17 protein-coding genes and 1 pseudogene are annotated in these 23,525 nt (G+C 37.9%); 4 read left to right on the top strand and 14 right to left on the bottom strand.

Annotated features, from left to right (window positions below; translation table 11 throughout):
* Positions 1-6 precede the first annotated feature (6 nt).
* From D9K81_RS12830 to D9K81_RS12810, 5 genes are all read right to left on the bottom strand, one after another.
* Positions 7-873: a WYL domain-containing protein gene (locus D9K81_RS12830; RefSeq protein WP_121523420.1), complete on the bottom strand. Its 867-nt coding sequence runs from the start codon at positions 871-873 to the stop codon at positions 7-9.
* Between the two features lie 120 nt (positions 874-993).
* Complete coding sequence (locus D9K81_RS12825) at positions 994-2,007, bottom strand: HNH endonuclease (protein ID WP_121523418.1); 1,014 nt, start codon at positions 2,005-2,007, stop codon at positions 994-996.
* A gap of 35 nt (positions 2,008-2,042) precedes the next feature.
* Positions 2,043-6,026, bottom strand: coding sequence for a P-loop NTPase family protein (locus D9K81_RS12820; protein WP_121523416.1), 3,984 nt, complete (start codon positions 6,024-6,026; stop codon positions 2,043-2,045).
* A 5-nt stretch (positions 6,027-6,031) separates the two neighbouring features.
* Entirely contained in the window at positions 6,032-9,607 is a 3,576-nt protein-coding gene (locus D9K81_RS12815; RefSeq protein WP_121523414.1) for a hypothetical protein, read from the bottom strand.
* Positions 9,608-9,818: 211 nt separating this feature from the next.
* Positions 9,819-10,403: a class I SAM-dependent DNA methyltransferase gene (locus tag D9K81_RS12810; RefSeq protein ID WP_121523412.1), complete on the bottom strand. Its 585-nt coding sequence runs from the start codon at positions 10,401-10,403 to the stop codon at positions 9,819-9,821.
* A 134-nt stretch (positions 10,404-10,537) separates the two neighbouring features.
* Here D9K81_RS12810 and D9K81_RS18430 point away from each other — a divergent pair, with 134 nt between their 5' ends.
* Positions 10,538-11,065 (top strand): hypothetical protein, encoded by a 528-nt coding sequence (locus tag D9K81_RS18430; RefSeq protein WP_171406929.1) that lies wholly within the window; start codon positions 10,538-10,540, stop codon positions 11,063-11,065.
* A 51-nt stretch (positions 11,066-11,116) separates the two neighbouring features.
* Here D9K81_RS18430 and D9K81_RS12795 read toward each other — a convergent pair whose 3' ends face one another.
* The gene (locus D9K81_RS12795) at positions 11,117-12,730 is read right to left on the bottom strand and encodes an HNH endonuclease (RefSeq protein WP_121523408.1); all 1,614 of its coding nucleotides are present in this window, start codon (positions 12,728-12,730) and stop codon (positions 11,117-11,119) included.
* 581 nt (positions 12,731-13,311) lie between these two features.
* Between D9K81_RS12795 and D9K81_RS12790 the strand changes: the two genes are divergently transcribed.
* A complete protein-coding gene (locus D9K81_RS12790) occupies positions 13,312-14,061 on the top strand; it encodes a metallophosphoesterase family protein (protein ID WP_121523406.1) in 750 nt (249 codons plus the stop codon).
* Between the two features lie 513 nt (positions 14,062-14,574).
* The gene (locus tag D9K81_RS12785; protein ID WP_121523404.1) at positions 14,575-14,757 is read left to right on the top strand and encodes a hypothetical protein; all 183 of its coding nucleotides are present in this window, start codon (positions 14,575-14,577) and stop codon (positions 14,755-14,757) included.
* A gap of 41 nt (positions 14,758-14,798) precedes the next feature.
* On the opposite strand, the gene D9K81_RS12780 is transcribed toward D9K81_RS12785, so the two are convergent.
* The 4 genes from D9K81_RS12780 to D9K81_RS12765 all read right to left on the bottom strand — a co-directional run bounded on the left by D9K81_RS12780 (position 14,799) and on the right by D9K81_RS12765 (position 16,067).
* Positions 14,799-15,074, bottom strand: coding sequence for a hypothetical protein (locus D9K81_RS12780; RefSeq protein WP_121523402.1), 276 nt, complete (start codon positions 15,072-15,074; stop codon positions 14,799-14,801).
* Between the two features lie 121 nt (positions 15,075-15,195).
* Positions 15,196-15,378: a hypothetical protein gene (locus D9K81_RS12775; RefSeq protein WP_121523400.1), complete on the bottom strand. Its 183-nt coding sequence runs from the start codon at positions 15,376-15,378 to the stop codon at positions 15,196-15,198.
* A 10-nt stretch (positions 15,379-15,388) separates the two neighbouring features.
* Complete coding sequence (locus tag D9K81_RS12770; RefSeq protein ID WP_235831045.1) at positions 15,389-15,616, bottom strand: hypothetical protein; 228 nt, start codon at positions 15,614-15,616, stop codon at positions 15,389-15,391.
* 166 nt (positions 15,617-15,782) lie between these two features.
* On the bottom strand, positions 15,783-16,067 hold the full coding sequence (locus tag D9K81_RS12765; RefSeq protein WP_121523398.1) for a hypothetical protein: 285 nt from the start codon (positions 16,065-16,067) through the stop codon (positions 15,783-15,785).
* Positions 16,068-17,194: 1,127 nt separating this feature from the next.
* Here D9K81_RS12765 and D9K81_RS12760 point away from each other — a divergent pair.
* Positions 17,195-18,265 carry a Gfo/Idh/MocA family protein gene (locus D9K81_RS12760; RefSeq protein WP_121523396.1) on the top strand — a complete coding sequence of 357 codons (1,071 nt, stop codon included), beginning with the start codon at positions 17,195-17,197 and terminating at the stop codon, positions 18,263-18,265.
* A gap of 81 nt (positions 18,266-18,346) precedes the next feature.
* Here D9K81_RS12760 and D9K81_RS12755 read toward each other — a convergent pair.
* The 4 genes and pseudogenes from D9K81_RS12755 to D9K81_RS12740 form a co-directional block, all read right to left on the bottom strand.
* Positions 18,347-19,285 (bottom strand): annotated as a pseudogene (locus tag D9K81_RS12755) (aldo/keto reductase).
* A gap of 101 nt (positions 19,286-19,386) precedes the next feature.
* Positions 19,387-20,004: an NIPSNAP family protein gene (locus tag D9K81_RS12750; protein WP_121523394.1), complete on the bottom strand. Its 618-nt coding sequence runs from the start codon at positions 20,002-20,004 to the stop codon at positions 19,387-19,389.
* Positions 20,001-21,746 (bottom strand): FAD-dependent oxidoreductase, encoded by a 1,746-nt coding sequence (locus tag D9K81_RS12745; RefSeq protein ID WP_121523392.1) that lies wholly within the window; start codon positions 21,744-21,746, stop codon positions 20,001-20,003. Before D9K81_RS12745 ends, D9K81_RS12750 begins: the two co-directional genes overlap by 4 nt.
* Positions 21,746-23,524, bottom strand: a complete 1,779-nt coding sequence (locus D9K81_RS12740) for an FAD-dependent oxidoreductase (RefSeq protein ID WP_121523390.1) — start codon at positions 23,522-23,524, stop codon at positions 21,746-21,748. Before D9K81_RS12740 ends, D9K81_RS12745 begins: the two co-directional genes overlap by 1 nt.
* Position 23,525: the final 1 nt, after the last annotated feature.

Here is a 23,525-nt window from a genome sequence, read left to right as displayed (position 1 = left end):
AATCTCCTATGAAGCTTGATCAAACAGATAAGACGACAGCTTTTCGATATCTGAACGTTGTAACACTAAGGTATATTTCAAGGCATCTTCCGCCTCAGCCAGCGTGATCGCGGCCTGATATCGCTGCAAAGTATAGTGAGCCAGGGCTTTTTTCACCGGAATCTGTAATCTGCCATCAGGCATGCCGAAGTCTTTTTCGACCAGCGCTTTTTGAGCTTCATTCAATTTTGGATTAGGGATCAGCGTCAGTACAATTTCTTCATGCCATTGCTGATCCTGAGCAGGGTCTACTGACTCAATCGCCACCACAACAGGTGTGCGATCAATTCTGGAGAGTAAAAAGTCCTTAAACTGCTTGCTCTGATGGCAATAGGCACGGACATGCCAGCGAAAACCGGTATACACCAGGGTATGTGGGGAAATCATGCGTTCATGCCACTGCGGATTCTGCATGGAGGCATAAATAATTTTGAGACAGCTTTGTGTTCGACAGGCACGCAAAACTTCCCGAATCACTTCAGGACGTACACTGCGATCAGGTAATTGAACTGCTGCAAGATTCGGTTCTGGTGTCGCAATCAGGGCATGCGATTCACTAACCAAACCTGACAGCATATTGAGATATTCATTGATATGCGCTGTAGTCAGTACAGGCTGGAAGCTGGCCTTAGGCACATAACCCTTGACTGAGGGATCATGAATCAAGGCATCGGGGTTATACAGCGTATTATAGCGCTTGATATCCGCAGAAGCCTGCTGTCGACTCAATCCAAACCAGCTCATCAAACGATTGGTAACCAAACGACCTTCCCAGTATGCAAGGAGTTCAATGGCTCTCATTCTGAGAAGGACTTCATGCTTATCTGTCGTCATATACCAATCAGTCAATAAATAGTAGTTTTAAGATTACCCCATAGCAAATGTACAGTAAACATTTTTTACGGTATTTTTAAAGCAATTGGATTTTTAGTCTAATCTCAGGGGAGCCATGATTTATTTGCTATTTTCCCCCATCCACATTAAATAATTATTTTCTTTCCCTTGAGCATATGCCCACTCCGCCACTTTATGTGACCGCTCTTTATCTGTTAAAAAACCGAGCACTGATATCCGATCCACAATAATCAAATCCTGTTCTTCATTACGCTCTTGCCATTTATAAAGAAATTCATGTGAGGCCAATAGATTGCTTTTCTTAGAATTACAGCGGGAATCGGCTAACACAAAGTTATGCCCGGTATCTGATGGATACATTGACCAAGGAATAAAATGGTCTACGGCGTAATTATTCTTTTTCATTTCCTTATTACAGTAAAAGCATCTGCACTCCTGCATCTCTACCAATACTGTAGCAACTGCATTAAGCTGATTTCGGCTCGGCTCAAACATAAATTGCTCAAGGTTTGGTAACTTATTCAAAATCTCGGCATTACTACTATTTCTACGAATATAATCAATCCAGCGCTTCTGACAGAGTTCTTCAATAATTTCACTAAATTGTCGTAAGCAATACATGACTTGCGGTAATAAAATTAATTGCTTCCCTGATTGCTCAAGCCGGTATAGAAACTCAAAGTTTTGTCCATTGATGTTTTGCAGATAACGGACTGGCATGTCTTTTACAGTGCGAGCGACATCTTTAACTAGCTTCAACCACACCAATGAATCTCGTCTTAACAGTCCAAGGGATGAGTAACTCTGACGAAGCCCAATGATTCGATTTACAATCGCTGCTTGCTTACCATTATTTTGATTTAAGATCAGTTGGCCTTCATCATTAAAGGTATATGGCACTGCTTGCTTCCAATATAGCTCGATAAACTTCTCAGCAATATCCGTATATTCGAGTGATAGACTCTCACCTGAATCTTTACCTTTTTCAATAGCTAATCGGCTTAGGCTAATCAGCAACGCAAATTTATAGGTGCTACTAAAACTACCCGACTGTAAAATCAGCTGAATATTTTTTAAGAATTTAAGTTGTTCTTGTGCAGCAGGTATATGCACATTAATCCTCTACTAAATAGATAATATAATTTGAATCATTCATTAAACATAGTCAAAGTATTCACCAAGTTTAATTCACGACAAAGCATGAAATTTGTCTGCTCGAACAACCTTTCAAACACTGGATGCCCTGATAATTGCTGAGTACCACGAAATGGATGATCTCGATATTCTGGCATCACTGGAAACTCTGCATTTCTCACTCTCAGGTCAAAGCTCAATGCATCAAACCACTCTTTATCAAAGCTCTTGTCTTGAAGTTTAACCAGCTCGTTTGCCGCTACCGGGTACGTCACCCAGAGCTTACGCATCATTCCCTGTTGCTCAACTTCCTTCGTATAGCTATCTGTTTCTGATTCCAGAACAGAAGAAATCATATTCGTGATCTCCCTGATATGCTTTTGAATGTTCTTATAGGCATTCAACTGAGGGAATGCCATCTGAAGGGCGATTAACTCATTTAGGAACTTCCTTAAAGAATCTTGTGAGAGATTGTCATTGGCAATATCAAACGACTCCTTGTTACCGAAGTTTGAGCGATCTTCCATGATCATAGGCCCACAGATATAGATATTTTCAGGAATCGTCAAAGCATCTTCTTGATCGCTAATAGTGAGTAATCTGGACTTAAGCGAATGATGGTCCCGGCACCATTTCTCGTAGAACTGAAGTTCTTTTAACTCAGGCGTTAATGCAGGTGTGTAAAAACTTCGGTATTTGTTGGTCTTAGTGCTATAGGTAGAACTGAGCTTATTTGCTGAGTAAACCGTTTGAGCCTTCTCTACTACAGCCTTAAGCCTTCCAACCAATTCACCCTCGGTTGCAGCAATCTTATAAAGAACACTATTCACGTCCTTCATGAAATCCCTGATCAAAGAAGCCAGTCCCGGTTTATCACTGGCCTTATCCTTCACCTCACCAATTGGGATCATGGCGATCTGAGTTTTTTTGAAGCCAGCATCCCCAGTGATACGAGTATATAAAGTCCCACGAATAAGCATGAAAATTGAGAGCATATCCAATGAGCTCTTAACTTTATATTCAAGCTCTGTCTGAGTTTCATCATTAGATACCAAGTAGAAATCTTCTACCAGAATCGTCAGCAAACGATCACGTTCATCGCCGTTGACCCACTCATTTTTCTCTTTATCCAAATATCCACCACGTCCCCGGTAAACAAGCTGGGCGATTTCCATTAAAGAGGCTTCAATTGCGAAACGAGGCATGGCAGCAATGATTGAATCACAGTTCGGGAATGAAATCCCCCTAGCCGCAGTCGAAGTAATCAGTACGACTTGCAATGTCTCTTTGCGATCCAGCAATTCTGTACGGTGGTATCCCATTAACTGGCTATCAAAAATGCCAATCTTAGAGCGTTCAACCACTCCTTCATCGACTAATGCATCTCTGAGTGCAGCCAATGCATTTTTATCCTGAGCAAAGTAGATAACTTGCTTTTTACCATCTTCAAGATTCTTTTGAATAAGCTCGATAGCAGTCTGTTGAGTCCTCTCCCCAGCTTTCTGGCGAAATAGATGAGTCAGGTTCTTATCCAATCCAAAATCATCTGTTTCAGGGACTACGGCGTATTGCTTGAGCATATATTGGATTTTAAGATCACTTGCCGGGTAACAGTTCGCCATGATATGGATACTAGAACGAACACAGTTACCATCATCCAGATCTGCAGTCTGCATCTTGAATGGGAAATTACCCAAAGATGGAGAGATGAACATTTTTGCTGGTAACTGGTCCTGTTTCTTCATGTAATTTTGGATTGCATTCACATTACTAAGGGATGCATCTGCAAGAATCACAGTCACCGTAAATGGAGAATTACCTTGAAACGGTTCAATGAAGTTTTTGGAAAGGAATTTCAGCATCTCATTGATAAAAGTACGTGTACCTGAATCCCCTGTAATTTCATCAAACATCACCACAATGTTAGGGAACTTTTTGGCAAACTCTCTCCGTTCGATTTTGGCCTCTGTCGGCTTCTTATCGATTTTGTATTGGAACATTTTTTCCAGCCCATCCAAACTGGAAGCTGCCACAGTTTTATTTTGGTTTTCCCTTGGGTTTCGTGGTCCAGCTGGTGTGGTGTTATATGGCATGAATGCCTGACTTGCTACAGTCATCGTCAGTTTATTGAGCTCTGGATGGAATACAAGTAATTGCTGGGTCGCTTCCCCTAATGAATCAAACACTCTGGCAAACTTCTTATTGGTTGCCGTAATTTTAGATTCTGAAGTATTGGCATAGCGTCTATTGGCATTTGCATTCTGTTCCAGGTCTTTGAGCTTTCGGTATTCATCTTGTTTGAACAATAGAACACTTGAGCCATGATCTATCTTCATATCTTCAACACCACCCACAATAGCGGCACCACGCGCATTCACCTTACAATCCGTATTGTGAATCTTCGAATAGATTTGCTGTGCCTGTGTCACCACATCACTGTTACTGGTAATCGTAGCTGATATTTTAGATAAATCACTGACCACATCATCGTTAATCAACACTCGTGGACTGGTATAAAAGAAAAAAAAGCCTTCCAAATCTGCCAGCAAAGTCTTAACGCTCGATGTTTTCCCAATCCCCGGCGTACCAGTCAAACAGATGAAATTCACCCGACCTTGTTTACTTTCCTTCAGTGCCAGTACTACGGCGCATTTATGCAAATCACGTAAGGTGAATGAAGTTTTATTCTCAATTTTTCCCTTACGAATTGTTTTAAACTCAGCCAGCACCATCTCTTTAAGTTTTTGGTTATGGTCTTCGTCATCGACTTGCCGATCTATCAAGTCAAAAACCCACTCTAAAGCCAGTGGCTGGTTAGGATTCACAAAATCCTTAAGCCTTTCAGTAATAGCGAAAGTAAGGTCCTGACCGTAGGAGATATCGCTAATATTTTTGGTCACGATTTCCGAGATGTTTTTTACAGGTTCATTCACCAGATAATTCAGAATCTCAACTTGCAGTTTCGTGCGTTCATCCATATCGTCCAGACTCAGAACGTTATCCTGATACTCCTTGCCCAGCTGATACATAATTTCCAGCTCTGGAGATTTATCTTTATCCGAAAATTCAGCAGAAATGTATTCACTTCCCCGGCTGGTGATCGCCATCACACTCAGACGAATATTTGGCATGTCATCTTGTTCAAACTTCCATTTAAAAGAATCAACAAAAGTGGTTGCATACGAACAGCCTTGCGCCATCTTAAATAGGACTTTTTCCTTACGGACATAGGCTCTCAAGTATTCACGTAGTTTTTTTGAGAACTTAAATGGGATCTCTTGAGCTTCTGCATTCACGTATGAGAAAACACTTTGCGATTCAGAATGTTTGATGTAACGCTTGTACTCTTGCAAATAGGTACAAGAATCCTTGGCGTTGAATTGTTCTGGTTCACCTAAAACGTAAAATAATGAATATTCCTGAACCAGCACATGATAGTTGGCTTTGACTTTGATTACCGCCAAGAAATCAGCACGACCAAACATACCCTTACCAAACATTTTAGCGTGGGTAAGACTGAATTGTTGATTCCATGTTTCCAACGCCTTCTCCTTGAAGGCTTTAATAGCAATATGTTCTTCCTCAGTTGTGTAGTCATCTACAATGGTCTGGGTTATATCATTTGGCATTGTCAGTGGACACCAGATGCCAGATAAGCTCCAATTTGGTCTTGCATTCGCCGTTTTAGCCCTTGCAATACCTTTTGGCTTGATCTTTCTTAGAAACTCACGAGTATTGGTATAACCATGCCCGAATCCAGTTTTTATCAATTGCTGAAAATAGCTTTCGATATTTTCATGGATAGCGGCATTAATGACATCGCTATATAGCGCTTCCTTCATTTCCTGAAAGACATCAGCAATCTGTTTACTATTCCATTCTGCTACTACAGGATGGCTGGCTGATAATAGCTTTGCATCAAGCAAAGCCATAATCGAACCACGTTTAACAGCGATCTCATAAACCTCGCCCCAAACTTTGGCTTCATTGTTCACCACGGCGCTTACTCCACATCAGTCGCTAAAATTTCTTCAGCTCCCTCTGGAGACGGCTCGATTGGCTCAATCAAGTCTTCATTCATCAGAATAACGTATTCTTCGAGCTTGCCGATTAAGGCTGGCAGACTCATGACGACTTCGCCTTTATTTAGACGACTCGACACTATGACTTCACCAAGCTCTTGAATGCCAGTAGTGCCACGAATATGGGAAGGCTCAAGTACCGGAGTGAAGTTTTTGCCAGCTGTAGGACGTTCAGACTCAAAGTAATGCAGACCACGCAATACAGAGCGAATTGATTTCATTTCATTGGAATCATTCACATCAATAATTTTACTGTGCAATCTAATTCGCTTATCGTTATGAATCGAATGCTCCTGACTGGTTAGCATATAGAAATACGAGCAAATACCATTCTGAGTACGAACACCCACAGTACGTTTAGTCGCAAAGCTATATACGGACAAGGATTGTTTATATTCTTTTTGATTGATGATCGCAGTATGGTACTGATGGTGCGGTACCTCATAGACACGACTGTTATCACTGGTTTTTAAGCTCAGTGCTGGGATCGTATCAGACTGGAATGGATAGAAATTCATATTCGGGAACAACTGATCAAGTTGATCCAAAGCACTTTCACTTTCATGAATCAAGTTGCTGGTTTCAGTCTTACCGATCTTACGCTGTGCAAAATGGTGTGAAAGCAATACAACATCTTCAAAACCATCTGACTGCAGTTTTTCGATGATACGGTGCATCGCCTTACTTGTTCTCAGATTGTCTTCAGCAACTGGGGCATGACTGACCTTCTGTAGTGATAAGCGACCCTGTTTATCGTTGATACGCTCAAGTGTATAGACGTAGCAGATGTAGCCATAATCTGGTTTAAGAAGTAGCAAATCCTTCTGATGCTGATACTTAAATTCCACATCATTCTCAGGTCGAGAGTTATAACTAATACAGGCAATTTTGTCCTTAGTGCCCTCAAATGGGATGATGATTTCTGAATATCCTGACAGTGCTTCAATTGCAGCCTGAATACGGTAAGTCACTGTTTTATCCATAGCGAGATTCACCGGGGCACAAACTCGCTCACCATTTTGATTACCATAAGGCATAGGATCTGGTTGATACTTAAGGCCCTGTACCTTCACAATAGCATCATCATTGTTCAGCAACTTCTCAAGGGTATAAGCGGTGGCATACGCTCGTTTACACTCAGGATTAAACCCACCTTTTTGGATCTTTTTTGATTTCCTTTGAAATTGGGCTTTTTCTTCATTCTCATGTTCATCAACTGAGTCAATTCGCATTACAGGTACATATAAGCGCTCTTCAATACCCAGTTGATTTTTTACTTCTTTAATCAGATGTTTAAGGAATAGATGAATCGCAATCGAAAAACATGACGTACTGATGATCAAAGCATTTTCTTTTTCATCCAAACATAATTGAGCATGGCCGCCTTTTAAGTCACTCAATCGAAATAGCTTAGATGAATAATGAATCATGACCTTGTATTTAGATAACAAGTTGTCATAACTTAAGCTCTCAGGATGATAAAAATGTGGCAGCCCATTGTCGCTGACCTTCTTGTTGGTCGGCACCATCAATACTGGTAAACAAGGAATATTCAGATTACGAGCGACATCAAATTGATCTAGGTCGGTATTAGGATTCTCAATCGGTACCAACGTTCGAATTTTCAGTGTGGAATTAAACTCAATCTCGCTTAGGGCTTTACGAGCATAATCATTCTTTCGAATGATTTCGTCTTGGCTCATTTTCGCCAACTTTTTACGGCTAGCATCCACTATCGAGATGTAGCTGTAAAAGTTCGATTCTTTACCCTTAAATATACTAAAGAACTGTTCCGCATCTTCACCAATTGAACTCTTGAATACATCTAGATTCACAATACTTGGAAGGATGTAGAGTACAGTTTTAAGACTACTATCCTTTTCCATCTCACTAATGATGGAATCCAGATTCGCTTTTAGCGCTGTAGTGATCGTAGACGTGATCACCTCCATTCGCTCATGCATTTTTTCGGTATTGAGCTTTTCGTCTAAGATACGAGTAAGGTTAAGTCGGATTTTTTGAGGATTCTTGAATGCATCAACCAGTTTATTGAATGCCCCTTCAAAATCTGAAATCTTCATGTCTGCCCCAGATAGGACGAAGTACATCATAATGAGCTGGAACATCTCTACTTGAGCAACGCGATCTGAGCACTCTTTGCTTAATCGTTCTTCAGAAATCGGCTGACCTTTATCATCAACAATATCCTTCAGCAGCAATGCTTTATTGATAGTATGCAGACGAGCTTCATAAGCAGTCAGCATAGTATCTACACCCGAACGGTTGCATTTGCTTGTCTTATAATTGATCTGCAACTTAGAGTTAAATGAACTTACTTTTTCCTCTTTAACAAACTCCCCATTCACCCGAAAGGCATAAGTGACTTCACGTTTTAGAGATAGCCCTTCCTTATCCTCATGACGAATATCATTCATTTCAATTTTTGGTTTTACCCAGATTGGCAAAGCATCTGTTGCTCCAACATAGGCCAGCAAACCATTAAAATCAACTTTACCTACAGCTCCATAGATAGCACCAAAGTCAATACCATAGTCCTTAATGGTTTCCGTTGTTTCCTCATTCCATGGAGCAATTCGATTACCAAAAATCTGAAAGAAAGCAATTGCTTTACGGATATAGGAAACAGCGGACTCACGCTTGAAATCGTTACGCTCAGTCTTATCAATGTGATCCGCAATGATTTCCATAATTTTGAAGCAATTTCGGATACGAGCTCGTGATAGTGCTTTGATTTCTACGAAATGAAGTAGATTTTGGATATCATTATTTTCAGCAGAACATTCATCATCAAGAATTTCCTGCATACGTTCAGCAACCTCTAATGGCATCTTTTCACCAGCTGGGTAGGACTGCTTCACAATGGCTTTGATTGCCTCGCAAACCTCTTTCACCCATTGAGGTTTGCTGATTTCTTCAGTAACAGTGAAAAGTCGTAATTCGCCATCTTTTGCTTTTAAGTCGTTTGTATATTGCAAAGAAGCTACTTTAGATTGTCCTTTGACTTGCATAGGATACTGAGAATTTTTGGCAATCACTGGATCAGAATATTTGAGATCGCCTAAGAATTGGTTGAGATAATTCAGTGCCATACCTGTCGGAGCATTTTGAAGTACTTGCTGAACAATTTCAGACATCACTTGGTCTAAATCACGATAGGTCTGGGCAGTTTTAGCTTCAGATTCCTTATCAAATAAAGTGCTTATTCTGAGTTTTGAATCTTCAGGTAATAATTGAATATCTTTGATGATGTTATAAATTGGCTTTGAATCGTTTTTAGTCCCGATCTGCTTAAATACTGCAGACACAAAAGCGGTCGCATCAAAATGCAGATTATGAGAAGGCCCATAATAATTGAAGAAATGATCTGATTGATGGTTTTTAAGAGTCCCCACCATGGCTTTTAATAAAGGGGAAAGAATTATTTTAGGTGCGAGTGTACTTAGTTCAGTACTAGAACCATTGTTATTTAATTGCATTAAGTTTTATCCATGACAAAGTTGGCACTAAGAGGTATTTTTATATTTATTAAATATCAAAATCCTCTGTCTGAACTTTGATCATATTTTTTTCAATTAAGAATGTAAATATAAGCCTTATATTAAATTTTTTTCTTCACTCTACACTGACTGTAAAATCAGCTGAATATTCTTTAGAAATTTGAGTTGTTCTTGTGCAGTGGGAATAAAATTAAGCATGTTTTTTCCAAAGCAGATTGAGCCATTCCTCATTACGATCAGGACGCTTATCTACAGTAATCCATTGTTTTAATACAGTAACCCTATCCAACTGATCTAGTAATTTTTTAGCTTGTTCTTCATCTAAATCGGTAAATGCTCTACCATCTTTTACTCGGTCTATTGTGCCGTATTTAAATGACATATAACAAACACCCCCACAGCGTAATGCAGCATGAATACGTTTTAAAACATCAGGGAGTCTATTACGAGCACAATGTAGTAAAGAGGCACATGCCCATACCCCATCATAAACATCGTGCATATCAAGCTCATAAAAACTTTGCTGCTGAACAGCGATACCAGTCAGTTGGCTCGCTCGTTCGACCAATACTTCAGAATAGTCGATAGCATCAACTTGATAGCCTTTATTTTTAAAAGCCAAAGTGTCACGCCCTGAGCCACAGCCTAAATCCAGGATGCGTGCTGAATCTGGCAACTCAGCTAAAAATGGTTGGTATAGGCTTTCCATATCCATATACAACGTGGCTTGTAAAAATTGATCTGCGTATTGGTTGTAATAGTCTATTGTTTTCATATTGGTTGCTTAGGTGCATATTCTTGCCCAATTGGACACTTAATAGTATATCGTACTGGATACAGATTCTTCTTTTAATTGGACACTCTTTGCATCTAAAACGAAATTTAAAAGAAAAAAGTAAAATGATTCCTATGAAAAAAGCGGTTATTGCAGTGAGTTGCTTAAGTATACTTTTGATGGCCTGTTCCTCGCTTCTTAATCCAAGTATTCAGAATTCACTAAAAGAAGTGAGAACATCAAAATTCCTAAAAAATGAAGATAAAACAAAAACCATTGGTGGGATTGATGCAAATAGTAATGGTGTGCGTGATGATATTGAGGGATACATAAAGCTCAAATATGGGAATAACCCTGAATTTGTTAGCGTATATATGCAGTATGCACAAGAATTACGAAGAAAGCTGACTTTGGCTAGTGATGATCGTGAGGTCTATCGTAGAGCGTCACACGAAGTTAGTAGAAAAATGGTTTGTGCTGCGGAAATTGACTATAAAGTTGAGCCTGAAAAAATGTATCGGGACACAATGATCATTTATGCCCTGTCGGTGAATACCAAGCAACGTAAGGCTGAAAGTAATCGTATTAGCTCGTTGGTGAGTGGCATGGTATTCACATTACCAACTGAGGAACACTGCAAAATTAATGAATACGTTTATTAAAGTGTCCAACTTAAAGAAGAATGGGTGTCCAAATACTTATTGATTTTGCACTTAGGCTAAACACTGACCCCAGTCTACTAAAAAACAAAAAAATAAGGGAGCATTTGCTCCATTTTCTAAAACACCGTAACCACCTTCTGCTTTCGATTCTCGATGATCTACTTCAGTCGATTCAAGGTATAGAGCGCTATCACATACTTCGCAATAGCTCCATGTTTTCCTTTCCTCACGTTGATAAAGATTTCTTTTGGTCGCGAGTGAAAAATTTAGAGGTTTTTTCTTCTTTGTTAGTCTTACTGATTTCACAAAGCTCACAACATCATCCACAATGGTCTCATCATAATCACCACCAAAACGTTCAAGGTAAAAATCATTAAAATTAATATAATCAAATGATTGACTCATCGAAAGAATGACGGTGTTCAAACAAACTTCATCTTCGAAATCTAAATCCATATTGAGTCCAATACAGATAAATGCTTGATAGACGTTTTTCAATCGCTCATGTGATCTGATCCCGCTACCAAACTTACCGACAGTTTCTTTGATCGCCACAGGAATTTTTTCAATTAAACTTTCAACACCACGGCGTGCTCGAGTAAATCCAATAAAATCTATCTTTTTATTCTGTATTTCAAAACAGTCTTCTTGAATTTCACAGACGATAGAGAACCAGGCCAAAAAGGATGTCACTTGAAAACGATTATCTTTATAAAAATATAGTTTTGGGTGTAAGCCCAGACTTGGAATCCGAATACTAATTGCTGGTGTAGCGATACGACACAGCACAACTCTAAGTTTTAGCATTAAATTTTCTACACGCTGACCTTGGTCTATACTCACAGTATTCTGACTAGTATCACCAAACATGATATTCAGGAGTTCATTGACCAAGCCGATTTTTTTACCGTGTGTTAAATCCGGCTCTAAAAGTATTATCTTAAAAAGATGATCATGAATTTGCTCACCCAAAGTAATCACTTCATTTATCCGATCGTAATTCAGTTCAGCCAAGTTGGATTTATTATCGTTTATATAACAACACGCATAAATCACATAAAAAGCATCACTCCCCCTATTCTGTAAATGATATTCTTCATCTGGATCTAATCGCTTCGTATCCGAATTGATTGAACAAAAGGCTTTTCGAGCTTCCTCAGGTGTCCCAATGACTTCAATAAAATTAATTTTGGTTGATTTTAATTTTTGCTGAAACTCAGAATCGTTACATAACTCTTGAAAATCAGCTAATCCACCTAATCGATTACGAATCTGACGAATATCTCGTTTTTGTGGTGCCGTGAATTTTGGGGCTCCTGCTACTTGCTCATCAATAAAGTATCTTTTGATCCAAGCATAGATAATTGAAATCCTGTGCCCACCATCGATGATATAAATATTACCAGCAGCATCTTTCCAATAGCGAACGCATAAATTGACATTACGATCATTCAAACAGTTTAGAATAAACTCCTGAATTTCAGCAGGGCTCCAACACTCTGTGGAGCGTTGATTGTCTGCTTTATATAGTTTTTCTAGGATCTCATGGTTGGCTAAGTCATAAAGTGATATTTCAAAGTTATGGTGCAGATTTGAGTGCGACATTTCGTCAAGCAGCATCATTTTTCTTTGAATAATATTGGTTAAAAGCTTAGTACGAGCCATTTTATTTTCTCTAGGCAATACTTCTCTAGATCTCGTGAGATTACGAAATTAGAAGTAATTAAAATTAAAATCAGTGATAAATGAATTAAAAACTCATCAACTCAGAAGTATCTTTTTGCTAGAGAAAAAACAGATAGAAATAATATAAAGATGCATTTTAAACCTCGTTGATAGATTGTCGTTTGCCAACATCTTTTCCACGAGATGGAGGCAAACCAAATAGGGTGTGGAAATACCGCTCAACGAAACGGCCAGTCAAAGACTGCCCTACCTGGCTTACCATAAAAGCGCCATGTAGACACAAAAGAGCCACTAAAAGCGACTCTTTAGTTCGTTGAGTAACAGGTTTCCACGCCTGGTCACAGATTTTGCTGTAACATCTTTATATTATGTGCATAAATTCAATTGGTCAAATTTTATGATTAATATTTAATCAATTTATTCAAAAATAAATACCTATATTTTTAGAGGCTTAAGGACACAGATGAGTATCTTATAATTTTTACAATATCTAGTTGCTGTAAACTGATCGCAATGAAACTCTATATATTTAAGCAGCGTGATTTAATAAAGGAAGTAGATTGAAACTGCAAATTTTATCGGATACTCACAATTCTAAATATTCAATATCAGAGCAAGCTGATGTCATTATTCACGCTGGCGATTTTTCTAATCGCTTAAGTGGTGCAATTGAGTTTGCCGAAAAATGTAAATCTCTAAATAAAAAATTTATCTTTGTTTTAGGTAATCATGATTACTACAGCTCTAACTACAATTCAGTCGTAGATTTCTTGAAAGAAAATTACCCTGAAAATGCACTAATTGATGATAACCATATCAAAATACGAGATAAAATATTTGTTGGCGGCACGTTATTTACGAACTTCCGCTCCAATTCCCCACTTACATCTCCTAACGTACTTTTACAGTCTCAAAAAGATGCTGAACAATCGATTTATGATTTTAATCAAATCATGATTGGCCATGATCATCGAACTATAACTGCTAATGACTACATTGAACTATTTAATAAATATTATCAAAATATAATGCAATTTAAGAATCAAGATAATGTGATTGTCATTACGCACTTCCCGCCTCATTTAGCTTGTCTTGATCCATATTGGGGTACGCATCCTGTTGCATCGGCCCTCAATCCCTATTTTATTAATAACCTAGATGTAAAAGGTTTTAGGTTATGGATTGCAGGACATACGCATACATCAGTGGATACTGTAGTCGACGGATGTAGATTAGTGATCAATCCTTTGGGTTATCCGCCAGAGCAAGGTAAAAATGGGTTTAGAGAAAATTTGATCATCGAAGTTTAAATAGACATATTTTTGTGAAACCTTTTAAAGCGTCAGATAATTCAATTTTAAATTTTTTTGCCATATTAATGATGAAATATCAGCCCTATCAGAACCTAAAATAAGTACCGACACATGGTTTCTTGATACTTAATAGTAAATTAGGACTTTTAAACTTCGGCTCATGCTTCTCATTAGTATAAAATTATATAACGCCATTAAAGTTTTATGGAAAAATGAAAAGACTAATCGATTTTAAAAATGTTGAACAAAGATCACGCCCCATAATTGAAGTTATACCTATGGTATTTGACAACAGCCAAGCGACGCAACGTATCGTCTCACATCATATAAAACGTGTAATTCATCAACATAAAGATGAACTACAAAAGCTTGCATATAAATAAAGCTCATTATCCACGCTTAAATGCTCATATATACATTCGGCCATGTTTATCCACTACTTCAATTTATTTCAAATTTTCTGCGATACTGATAATGAAATTCATACCACATCCGAACTAGGAGAACCTCATGTCGATTCCTTTAGATCCAGAAAATAATTGGAAGAATAAAATTGCAGATCAAATACTTAAAGATCTACTAGAGATCAACAAACTCCAAGGTAATTCTATTAAAAAAATGAAAGCAGACCAAAATGGTGTTTTCTATGTAGAGCAAGAAATCTCTGTTGAGGAATTCCTCAAGACACGCTGAGCCTCTGACATTAAGATAACATCAAAACCCTAAAGATATATTTAAAAACTCAACCAAATTGTATCACCTGTAGAGGCATACATCGCTTCAGCAGCTTCTTTTAATATATCCCTATCATCTATTTCCATTGATAGCTCATCACATGCAGGATCCCTATTGTCGCTTGTGGAAAATATGCTAGATTGAGTCGTAATATTATGCTGTATAAATCTAGTTCTATCTTGCCTTAAAAGCTGCACACCACGGTAGCTAGCACGCATTTGATTTAATGCTTGAAGACGTCTTTCATTTGTAGTCATTATTACTTTTCTCGACATTCATTGTCTCCTTGATTTTTATTTGAAATTAAGATTAATAAATTATGACATAAATTAAAATTGAGTAGTGATCCAGCTATCCCGCAATACCTCATTAAAATCAAAGCGATCAAATAAAACTCTAGTAATGTCTTAAAAATCCCACAATATCTTGATCAGTTCTGATGATTTTGGTAGGAATTTGATTATCTCCGTTTAGTATAGCTTGCATATAACCCTCCTTTATTATTTCATCTTTTTGATTTTTTACTGAGGATTCATCGGCTTTTTTTGCATTATCTTTAGAAACAATCCGATCTACCATAATATCTATCTCACTTTACAGATCGCTCAAGATCTTGCTCTTCAGCACTCTGGTACGAAGATGAACGACTCATTAAAGCATGCCCTCTTCTGAATGCCAGTTCTTGCTTAATTTCTTGATCAGCCAAACTGGTCTCACCATGATTTTTTATGTAATCAGCTCGTTTTTGAATAAATGCTCGCTCTCGATCTTGAACGCTGGAATTCACCACCGTATTTTCTATTTGACGAGTAGCCATATAATTATAGGCAATTACTCCGCAAAGTACGATTAAAAAAAACCAAGTTGCCTCTTTACACCATTGCTCATAAACAATCCTTTAATATGCAGTCAATACTGAAATCATCATCAACTTAAGCTGAGAAATTTCAAGACTATAAAGTTTGCAAGACTATAATATTTCATTACTCATCCCTAGGATTAAAATCTTTAAATTCATCTGCATTGCTCGCAAATTCACTAAAAAAGTTATGCCACGTAAATAATGACTTTAACTCCTGTTTATTTTTAATCGGTCTAGGCAACTCATAACCAATAATCCAATATGGTGCTTTACAGCAGATATGCTCAGGTATAAGGACTTGGTTTAAGGCTGTTTCAGCACTTAAAAAATATAAGTTATTGTATAAATGCACAATGTTCCCTTTTAAGGCTTGTTGAATACAATGATCTATATAATTATGCCTCATTTAGTACTCTCCTCCCTTTTTTTGATATCGCATTCTTAAACCTGTTAAATTATTTAACACTGTAAGTTAGTCATTAATTCGAGCTAACTTCCAACGGCGATAGATGCCTACTAAAAATAAATCGCTCAAAATTTTTTGAGCAGTTATTATATTGATAGTTGTCATTACTAATTTTCAAACTAATCCCTTTTTTACTTTTAGCCATTCTAAGTTCAGCTTCAATTCCTCTCCATGAGAGTTTTGATCTTTTATTTTTTCTTGAAATGGCTAGCTATATGGGCTCTTCACCTACGATAAAATTTATAAAATTCCTGATGTTCTAGTTTGCCTTGGATACACATCCCATACGAGCATATATCAGACGTATACTGCACTCAAAATAATTCTGTATAAATTGCTATTCAGCAAAGCTGTGAAAACTTGATAATTAAACTGCTTTCAAAAGTCATTTTTTATTCAGTTCAAAATAATAGATTCCCGCAATTAAATTGCATATTAATCCTAGTCTTTCACTGGTTAAGATATCGCTCTGCAAGAATTTTGAAGGTTTTCAAACTGCCAAATAACTTCAGGCTTAGCCCTTATCTGCAAGAATACAGCGCCTGGAGGACCCTAATTCAAGTTACGTTTGAATAGTTCGAAATCGTGTACGGTACCACGACTTGTATATAAACTCAGGAATTTTTGTGTTCGATAACGAATGATGGCCTGCACTCTAAAGGTGTAGGTCTTTTAGTTGTCACTATAGCTTTTATTCTGTTTATAGACCTTTGGATTGAAATTTATACGGCATCTACAATAAACACATTCCACTCAATGTCTTCTCCTTCAGATAAATGCTTTGGTAAATTAAAAAATATTTTGGAACGGTGTTCCATTAATTACATTTACTTGCTATATTTTGTCAAATCATATTTCGAAATGAAAATTTATTAAAATACTTATTATCGAAAAAACTAGAGACATAAAAGTTACATAAATACATTTTCATTTCTTCATATATTTTAGCTGGATAACGCTACTTTTAGACAATTATTCTCGCAAGAAATTTAAGTATAAATTTTTTATTACAACACTCAAATCAACCTGAATTGATTTATTAGCTTTACAAGCAAGGAGTCGCTTAAATGCAAGGAAAAAAAATTGCCATTATTGGAGCAGGTGTCATGGGCAAAAAACATGCTCAAACTATTATTAAACATCCTAATACAGAATTAGTTGCTGTTAGTGACCCATATTCAGATGCTATGGCACAGGAATTTAATGTACCTAACTACAAAGATTTAGAAGAGCTTTTTAACCATGTTAAATTAGATGGTGTTGTAATTGCTAATCCAAACCGTTTCCATGTCAGTACTGCAATTCAATGTATGCAACATAACATCCCATGCTTACTAGAAAAACCTTTGGCAATAAATACCAAAGAGGCATTGTGCCTAATTGAAGCGCAACAAAAATTGAATGTACCAGTATTGGTCGGCCATCATCGCCGTCATAATAAAATCATTCAGCAAGCCAAAGAAATTATTGAGGCAGGCACTTTAGGCACAATTAATACCTTTAATGCACTCTGGAGCGTATATAAACCCGACAGTTATTTTGATATAGAATGGCATCGGTTAGCTGGTGCAGGTGTATTGGCCATCAATCTTGTACATGATTTAGATTTAATGCGCTATTTAAATGGTGAAATTGAATCTGTACAAGCAATGACATCTAATAAAAATCGTAACCTAGAAGTTGAAGATACAATTTCAATATTAGTGCGCTTTAAAAATGGTGCTTTAGGTACTCTATTGGCCTCTGATGCTGCTGTTTCACCTTGGGGATGGGATCAAAATACTGAAGAAAATAAAGATAGTTTTGCAGTATCTCCAGATCAAAACTGTTATTTTATTAGTGGTTCGGAAGGAGCTTTGAGTGTACCAAATCTTGAATACTGGAATTATCCTAAAGACCAACTTAAAAGTTGGGCTGTCTCACTTATAAAAAATAAAATCGAACCTAATAAAGAACAAGATGTTTATATCAACCAATTAACTCACTTTATTGAAGTAATCGAGCATAAAGCAAAACCGATATCATCCCCTGAAGATGCTATTTTGAATATTCAGTTGCTTGAATGCATTGAACAGGCTGCCAAAAACCAAAATACAGTTTATATTGAACAATTAAATTTTTTGCAAAAAACAGCCTAATCGTAGAACGCCTATCTTAGTAAGTAAAAGGGACGAAATATCGTCCCTTTTACTTGTTTTATAATTAGATAAGTTAAGTAGCTACTCATATTGACTTACTCTATTCAATAAATCGATATCTTTTGCATGCAGTTCCAAACGCGTAGCTTTAAGTAATGAATCTATTTGGGTAGTAGAAGTAGCAGAGGCAATCGGTGCAGTAATACTAGGCTGGGCCATGATCCAGGCCAAAGCAATTTCTGCAATCTCTGCTTGATATTTTTCTTTCAAACTATCCATGACGTTTAATATATTTAAGCTTTGTTCACTAAAGTAATGTTTTAGTTGGCGTTTGCGCGCTGAATTTTCAAGCTGCGAAATTTCACGATATTTACCACTTAAGAATCCAGCAGCCAAACTAAAATAAGTAATCACACTCAACTGATGTTTTTCACAAATTGCCTTATATTCTGTCTCATATTGCTGACGCTCTACTAAACTATATCCTGGCTGAAAAATTTCGTATTTGGGTAAGTTGAGAGTTTGACTTTTGTGTAATGCATCTTCAAGTTGCTGAGCAGAATAATTGGATGCCCCAATTTTTAATACCTTACCTTCTTGAATTAAATCCGCATAGGCACTTAAGGTTTCTTCAATCGGAGTCTCAGGATCGGGATAATGACTTATATAAACGTCAATGTAGTCAGTGTTTAGACGCTTCAATGAGTCTTCAATGGCTTGTTTGATATATTTTTTAGACAAACCTTTTTTATCACCACTCAAAGTAGCGCCAACTTTTGTAATTAGCACAGTTCGCTCACGATTTGATGGTTTGCGTTTTAACCACTCCCCTATTACTGCTTCAGACTCTCCTCCAGTATGGCCTGTTACCTAAGTAGAATACATATCTGCCGTATCTACAGTATGAATACCATGTTCTAAGGCGTAATCTAATAGATTAAGAGACTGTTCTAAATTAACTGTCCAACCAAATACGTTGCCGCCAAAAATAATTTTAGAAAAGTTTATATCCTTTTTCATATTCTCATTTCTGCTTCTTAATTGATTAAAAATAAGTTAAAAAATAAAAATGACCAACGCCTCTAACATTAGTCATCTTCATTATCTAAACAAACACATTCTTATTTTAAAGGTGAAATCGCTGTCGGTAACGCAATCATCGACTGCATTTCATGAGTTAGCCATTGTGGTCCACCTTTCGGTGGCCAAATACCATCTGCAACCGATTTTGCACGAATTTCAGAACGTTCATTTAATGATTTGTATGGCCAAATACTTACTATACGTGGTGTACCATCTAGTGCATACATTGCGATAGTTAATTTTGAATATTGAGTACGCTCAGGGACTGCATTGTTCCAAGCATTTAAAACATGTGGCACACCCCCATGCTTCAATTCATAAGTACGAATTTCATATACAGGACCAAACTCACCCAATTCAACCTCAGGTAAGAAATCAAAACCTGCAAAGTTTTCAACTGAAAATTTAATGATATTTTCAGCATTTGCAAATACATTTTCTTGTGCAAATAAACGTGCTTTTTCAGCATCCAAAGCTTGTTGTGATGCAAAACTAACTAAAACTACTATTTGATTAAGTTGACCGATATCTGAGAACCATACGCCTAATAATTTTGCTTGTGCATCAGCACTTGCATAATAATCCTGAATACCATTTGCTACCGCACCTGCAGTACCCATTTTAATTGTGATATTAATCAGTTGATAAAGTTTCATGCTGAAACGCGCTCCTGTGTAGAATTTGATTGAGAGTTAGAATGAGAAATCGGTTGTGGAATGAGTTTGCCCGACGCAAATTGTGCGATACGCCACGCAAATACCATCCCTGGTCCTAATGTTGTCCCAGGGCCTGGATAAGTTCCCTTAAAAATCGAAGACAGATCGTTTCCACATGCAAATAGACCTTGAATCGGTTGATTTTGATCATTAAGCACACGACCAAACTCATCACCAGCTAAACCACCACTACTTGCACAGTCCATTGGAATAACGGGTAAAGCGTAATAAGGGCCTTGTGTTAATTGACCTAGACATGGGTTCGGTTTGACATCTGGATCGCCATTAAAACGGTTCATCAAGCCTGAGCCTTTGCCAAAATCGAGGTCAATGCCCGTTTCAGCAAAAGCGTTATAACGCTTTACGGTTTGACTAAGTTGAATGGCATCAATCCCGACTTTCTTGGCTAGTGCGTCTAAACTGTCTGCACTGAATAAATACTTTTCACGCAAGTAATAGTTCAGCTTTTTTGCACCCGGAAGAACAAAGCCTAATCCATATTTCTGAATTGCTGTTGCATCACAAATGAGGTATGACACCACTTTAGATTTAGACTTATTCGATTTAATTTGTGCCATACAAAAATCATGGTATGAATCAGATTCATTCACAAATCGTTGTCCATCAGCATTGACCGCAATAACACCCGGCTTAGCCCGATCTAAAATGATGTGTGGCCAAATGGCTTTATAACCATTTTTATGTGTATGAATAGAACATGGGAAATACAACACACTGCTGTCTACAGAAGGATCAATCTGCGCACCAATCTTATTTGCCAGTGTTAAACCATCACCAGTATTGGATTTTGGTGAAAGTGAATCTTCGATAAGCCCTTTAGGAAATAAGGTTTCGCGGAGTTTTTTATTCCAGCCAACCCCGCCAGTTGCCAGTACTACGCCTTTACGGGTTTTTATCTTAATGACTTTTTGCTCATGCAAAATTTTTGCACCTACAACCTGACCATTTTCATAAATCAATTCTTGTAATGGTGATTGCACCCAAACAGAAACTTGTTTTTGTTTTAGGTTATGAAAAAGGCTTCCAACCAAAGCATTACCCATCACTAACCGTGTACCACGCTGAAAGCGTAAACGTGATAAAAAATAAGGCAGCACGACTTTCATCGTTGTCATGAAATTTGTCCCTGATGAAAATGGGTTCAACAAGGCATTTAATTCATTACGATTGACCATCATGCCACCTAAACCCATAAACTCAGGACGTGGTGGTTTTACGTATTTAAAGTCAGAACCTAACACACTGGCATCAAATTCAGCAGGCGCAAGCGCACGACCACCAAAGGCTTCTCCCGGTTGATTCTTTACGTAGTCTGGATGTGCTAAACAAGCATTTAATTTGACAGTAGTTTTTTCATCTAAATCACGAATCATTTTCGGACTAGAGTCTAAAAAAGCATCACGAAGCTGTTCCCCACCACGTGAGCCAACAACCGATTTTAAGAAAATTCTCGCTTGTTCAATGTCATCGGGCACACCTGCCTTTACACTCAAATGTGAACCGGGCGCCCATACTGTTCCCCCAGATGTTGCTGTTGTACCTCCCACTTGCGGATCTTTTTCACATAGCAAAACATCGAGACCATTTAATTTTGCAAATAAAGCTGTAGACATCCCAGCAGCACCAGCACCGATAACCAATAAGTCGACTGTTTTTTCCATTATCTTTTTCCATCCATTTTTTGTTTGTCCGAATTCAACTTGGCATGTTGTGCCAGATGCTGACCAACAATAAATCCAAAGGTCATGGCAGGCCCTAAGGTAATACCGCCACTCGGATATTGCCCACCCATAATCGTGTTCATATCATTGCCCACAGCATATAAACCTTGAATAGGTTGCTGTGTATCCTTATCTAATACACGAGCTTTACAATCTGTATTGAGCCCTGCAAAAGTACCTAAACTTCCCGGTACAATCTCAACGGCATAAAATGGTGCTTTTTCAATAGGCGCAATACATGGATTAGGATGGTGTTCAGCATCGCCTTGTGCTTTTTGATAAGGTGTTGTACCTCGATGAAACTCCGGATCCGTTCCGTTTTGGGCAAAGCTGTTATAGTTTTTGACTGTGCTTCTGAAGACATCTGCCTGAATACCACATACCTCAGCTAAAGCCTCAATACTATCTGCACATTTTAAATAACCATTCTCTAGCCAAGGTTGCATAGAAATTGGGAAAGGTTTGACAGCACCAAGACCATAACGACGAATAAATTTATGATCACAAATCAACCAACAACGATTTAGATCTCCTTTCACCGTATGTTTGAATAAATCTTTGACAAATGACGGATATGAATCACCTTCATTGGTGAAGCGCTTTCCATTGGGTAAGACTGCAATTAATCCCGGCTTACCACGCTCAACAAGGTGAGGAAAACGACCTAGTGTTCCATCTAAACGTGGCATCAATGACACTGGCGCCCATGCACCCGACCATGGCAAATTATCACAAACACTTGCTCCAACAGACTCTGCTAATTTTAGACCATCACCTGTATTTGTTTCTGGTGCTGCTGAGTAATGTGGCGTACCTAATGCAACATGCTGAAAAAGTTGTTGTTTACGCTTTTCATCATGCGGAAAACCACCTGTAGCAAGCACTACGCCCTGTCTAGCCAAGATTTTGACCCGACCTTTAGGCGTATTAAAAATCGCACCAACAACACAATTTTGCTCATAAATAAGTTGCATGGCAGAGTGATTTGAACAAAGTTTAACTTTATGATTTAAAGCAGATTTGAGTAACCGAGCCACCAAAGCGTTACCATTTACGATTTGAGTAGAACGATGTCTAAAAAGTAAATCCATAAAATGACGCAAAACACGCTTAGTGGCATAAATAAATGAAGATAACGCATTGAATGTATTAATGAAATGCTTCATGTCAACACCCGATGCAATCCCCATTCCCCATACGGTTGTTTCAGGAATTGCCGGTTTTAACAAATGTAAATTTTTACCTAATTTACGCCCATCAAATGGAGCTGCGACAATTGAACGCCAACCCACACGCGACCCTTCAATATTGAAAAAATCAGGTACAGCAGCGCCGATGTTAAATTTAACATCAGTTGATTTTTCAAAAAAATCAACCATTTCAGGTGCTTTAGTTAAATACGTATGAATTTTTTGTTCATCATACTGATCCCCTAAAACATTTTTTAGATATTGTTTGGGTACGTTAATCGACTCAGCTTTCCCTGCTTTTTTGGCATGAGGCGTATTAGGAATCCATAACCACCCTCCTGAAACTGCTGTCGTACCACCAAAGACGGTTGCTTTTTCAGCAACGATCACATCTAACCCTTGAGCTGCCGCAGTCACTGCGGTAGATAATCCCCCTGCACCAGAACCAATGACCAAAACATCACATTGTTGCTGATCACGAAATGTCTTATCTGTTACAATAAAATCATGTTGAGTTGACGCATTCATG

The organism is Acinetobacter chengduensis, assembly GCF_003664645.1.
Classification (GTDB): Bacteria; Pseudomonadota; Gammaproteobacteria; order Pseudomonadales; family Moraxellaceae; genus Acinetobacter; species Acinetobacter chengduensis.
The sequence above is the reverse complement of the archived record's forward strand: the minus strand, read 5'-3'. Positions and strand labels throughout refer to the sequence as shown.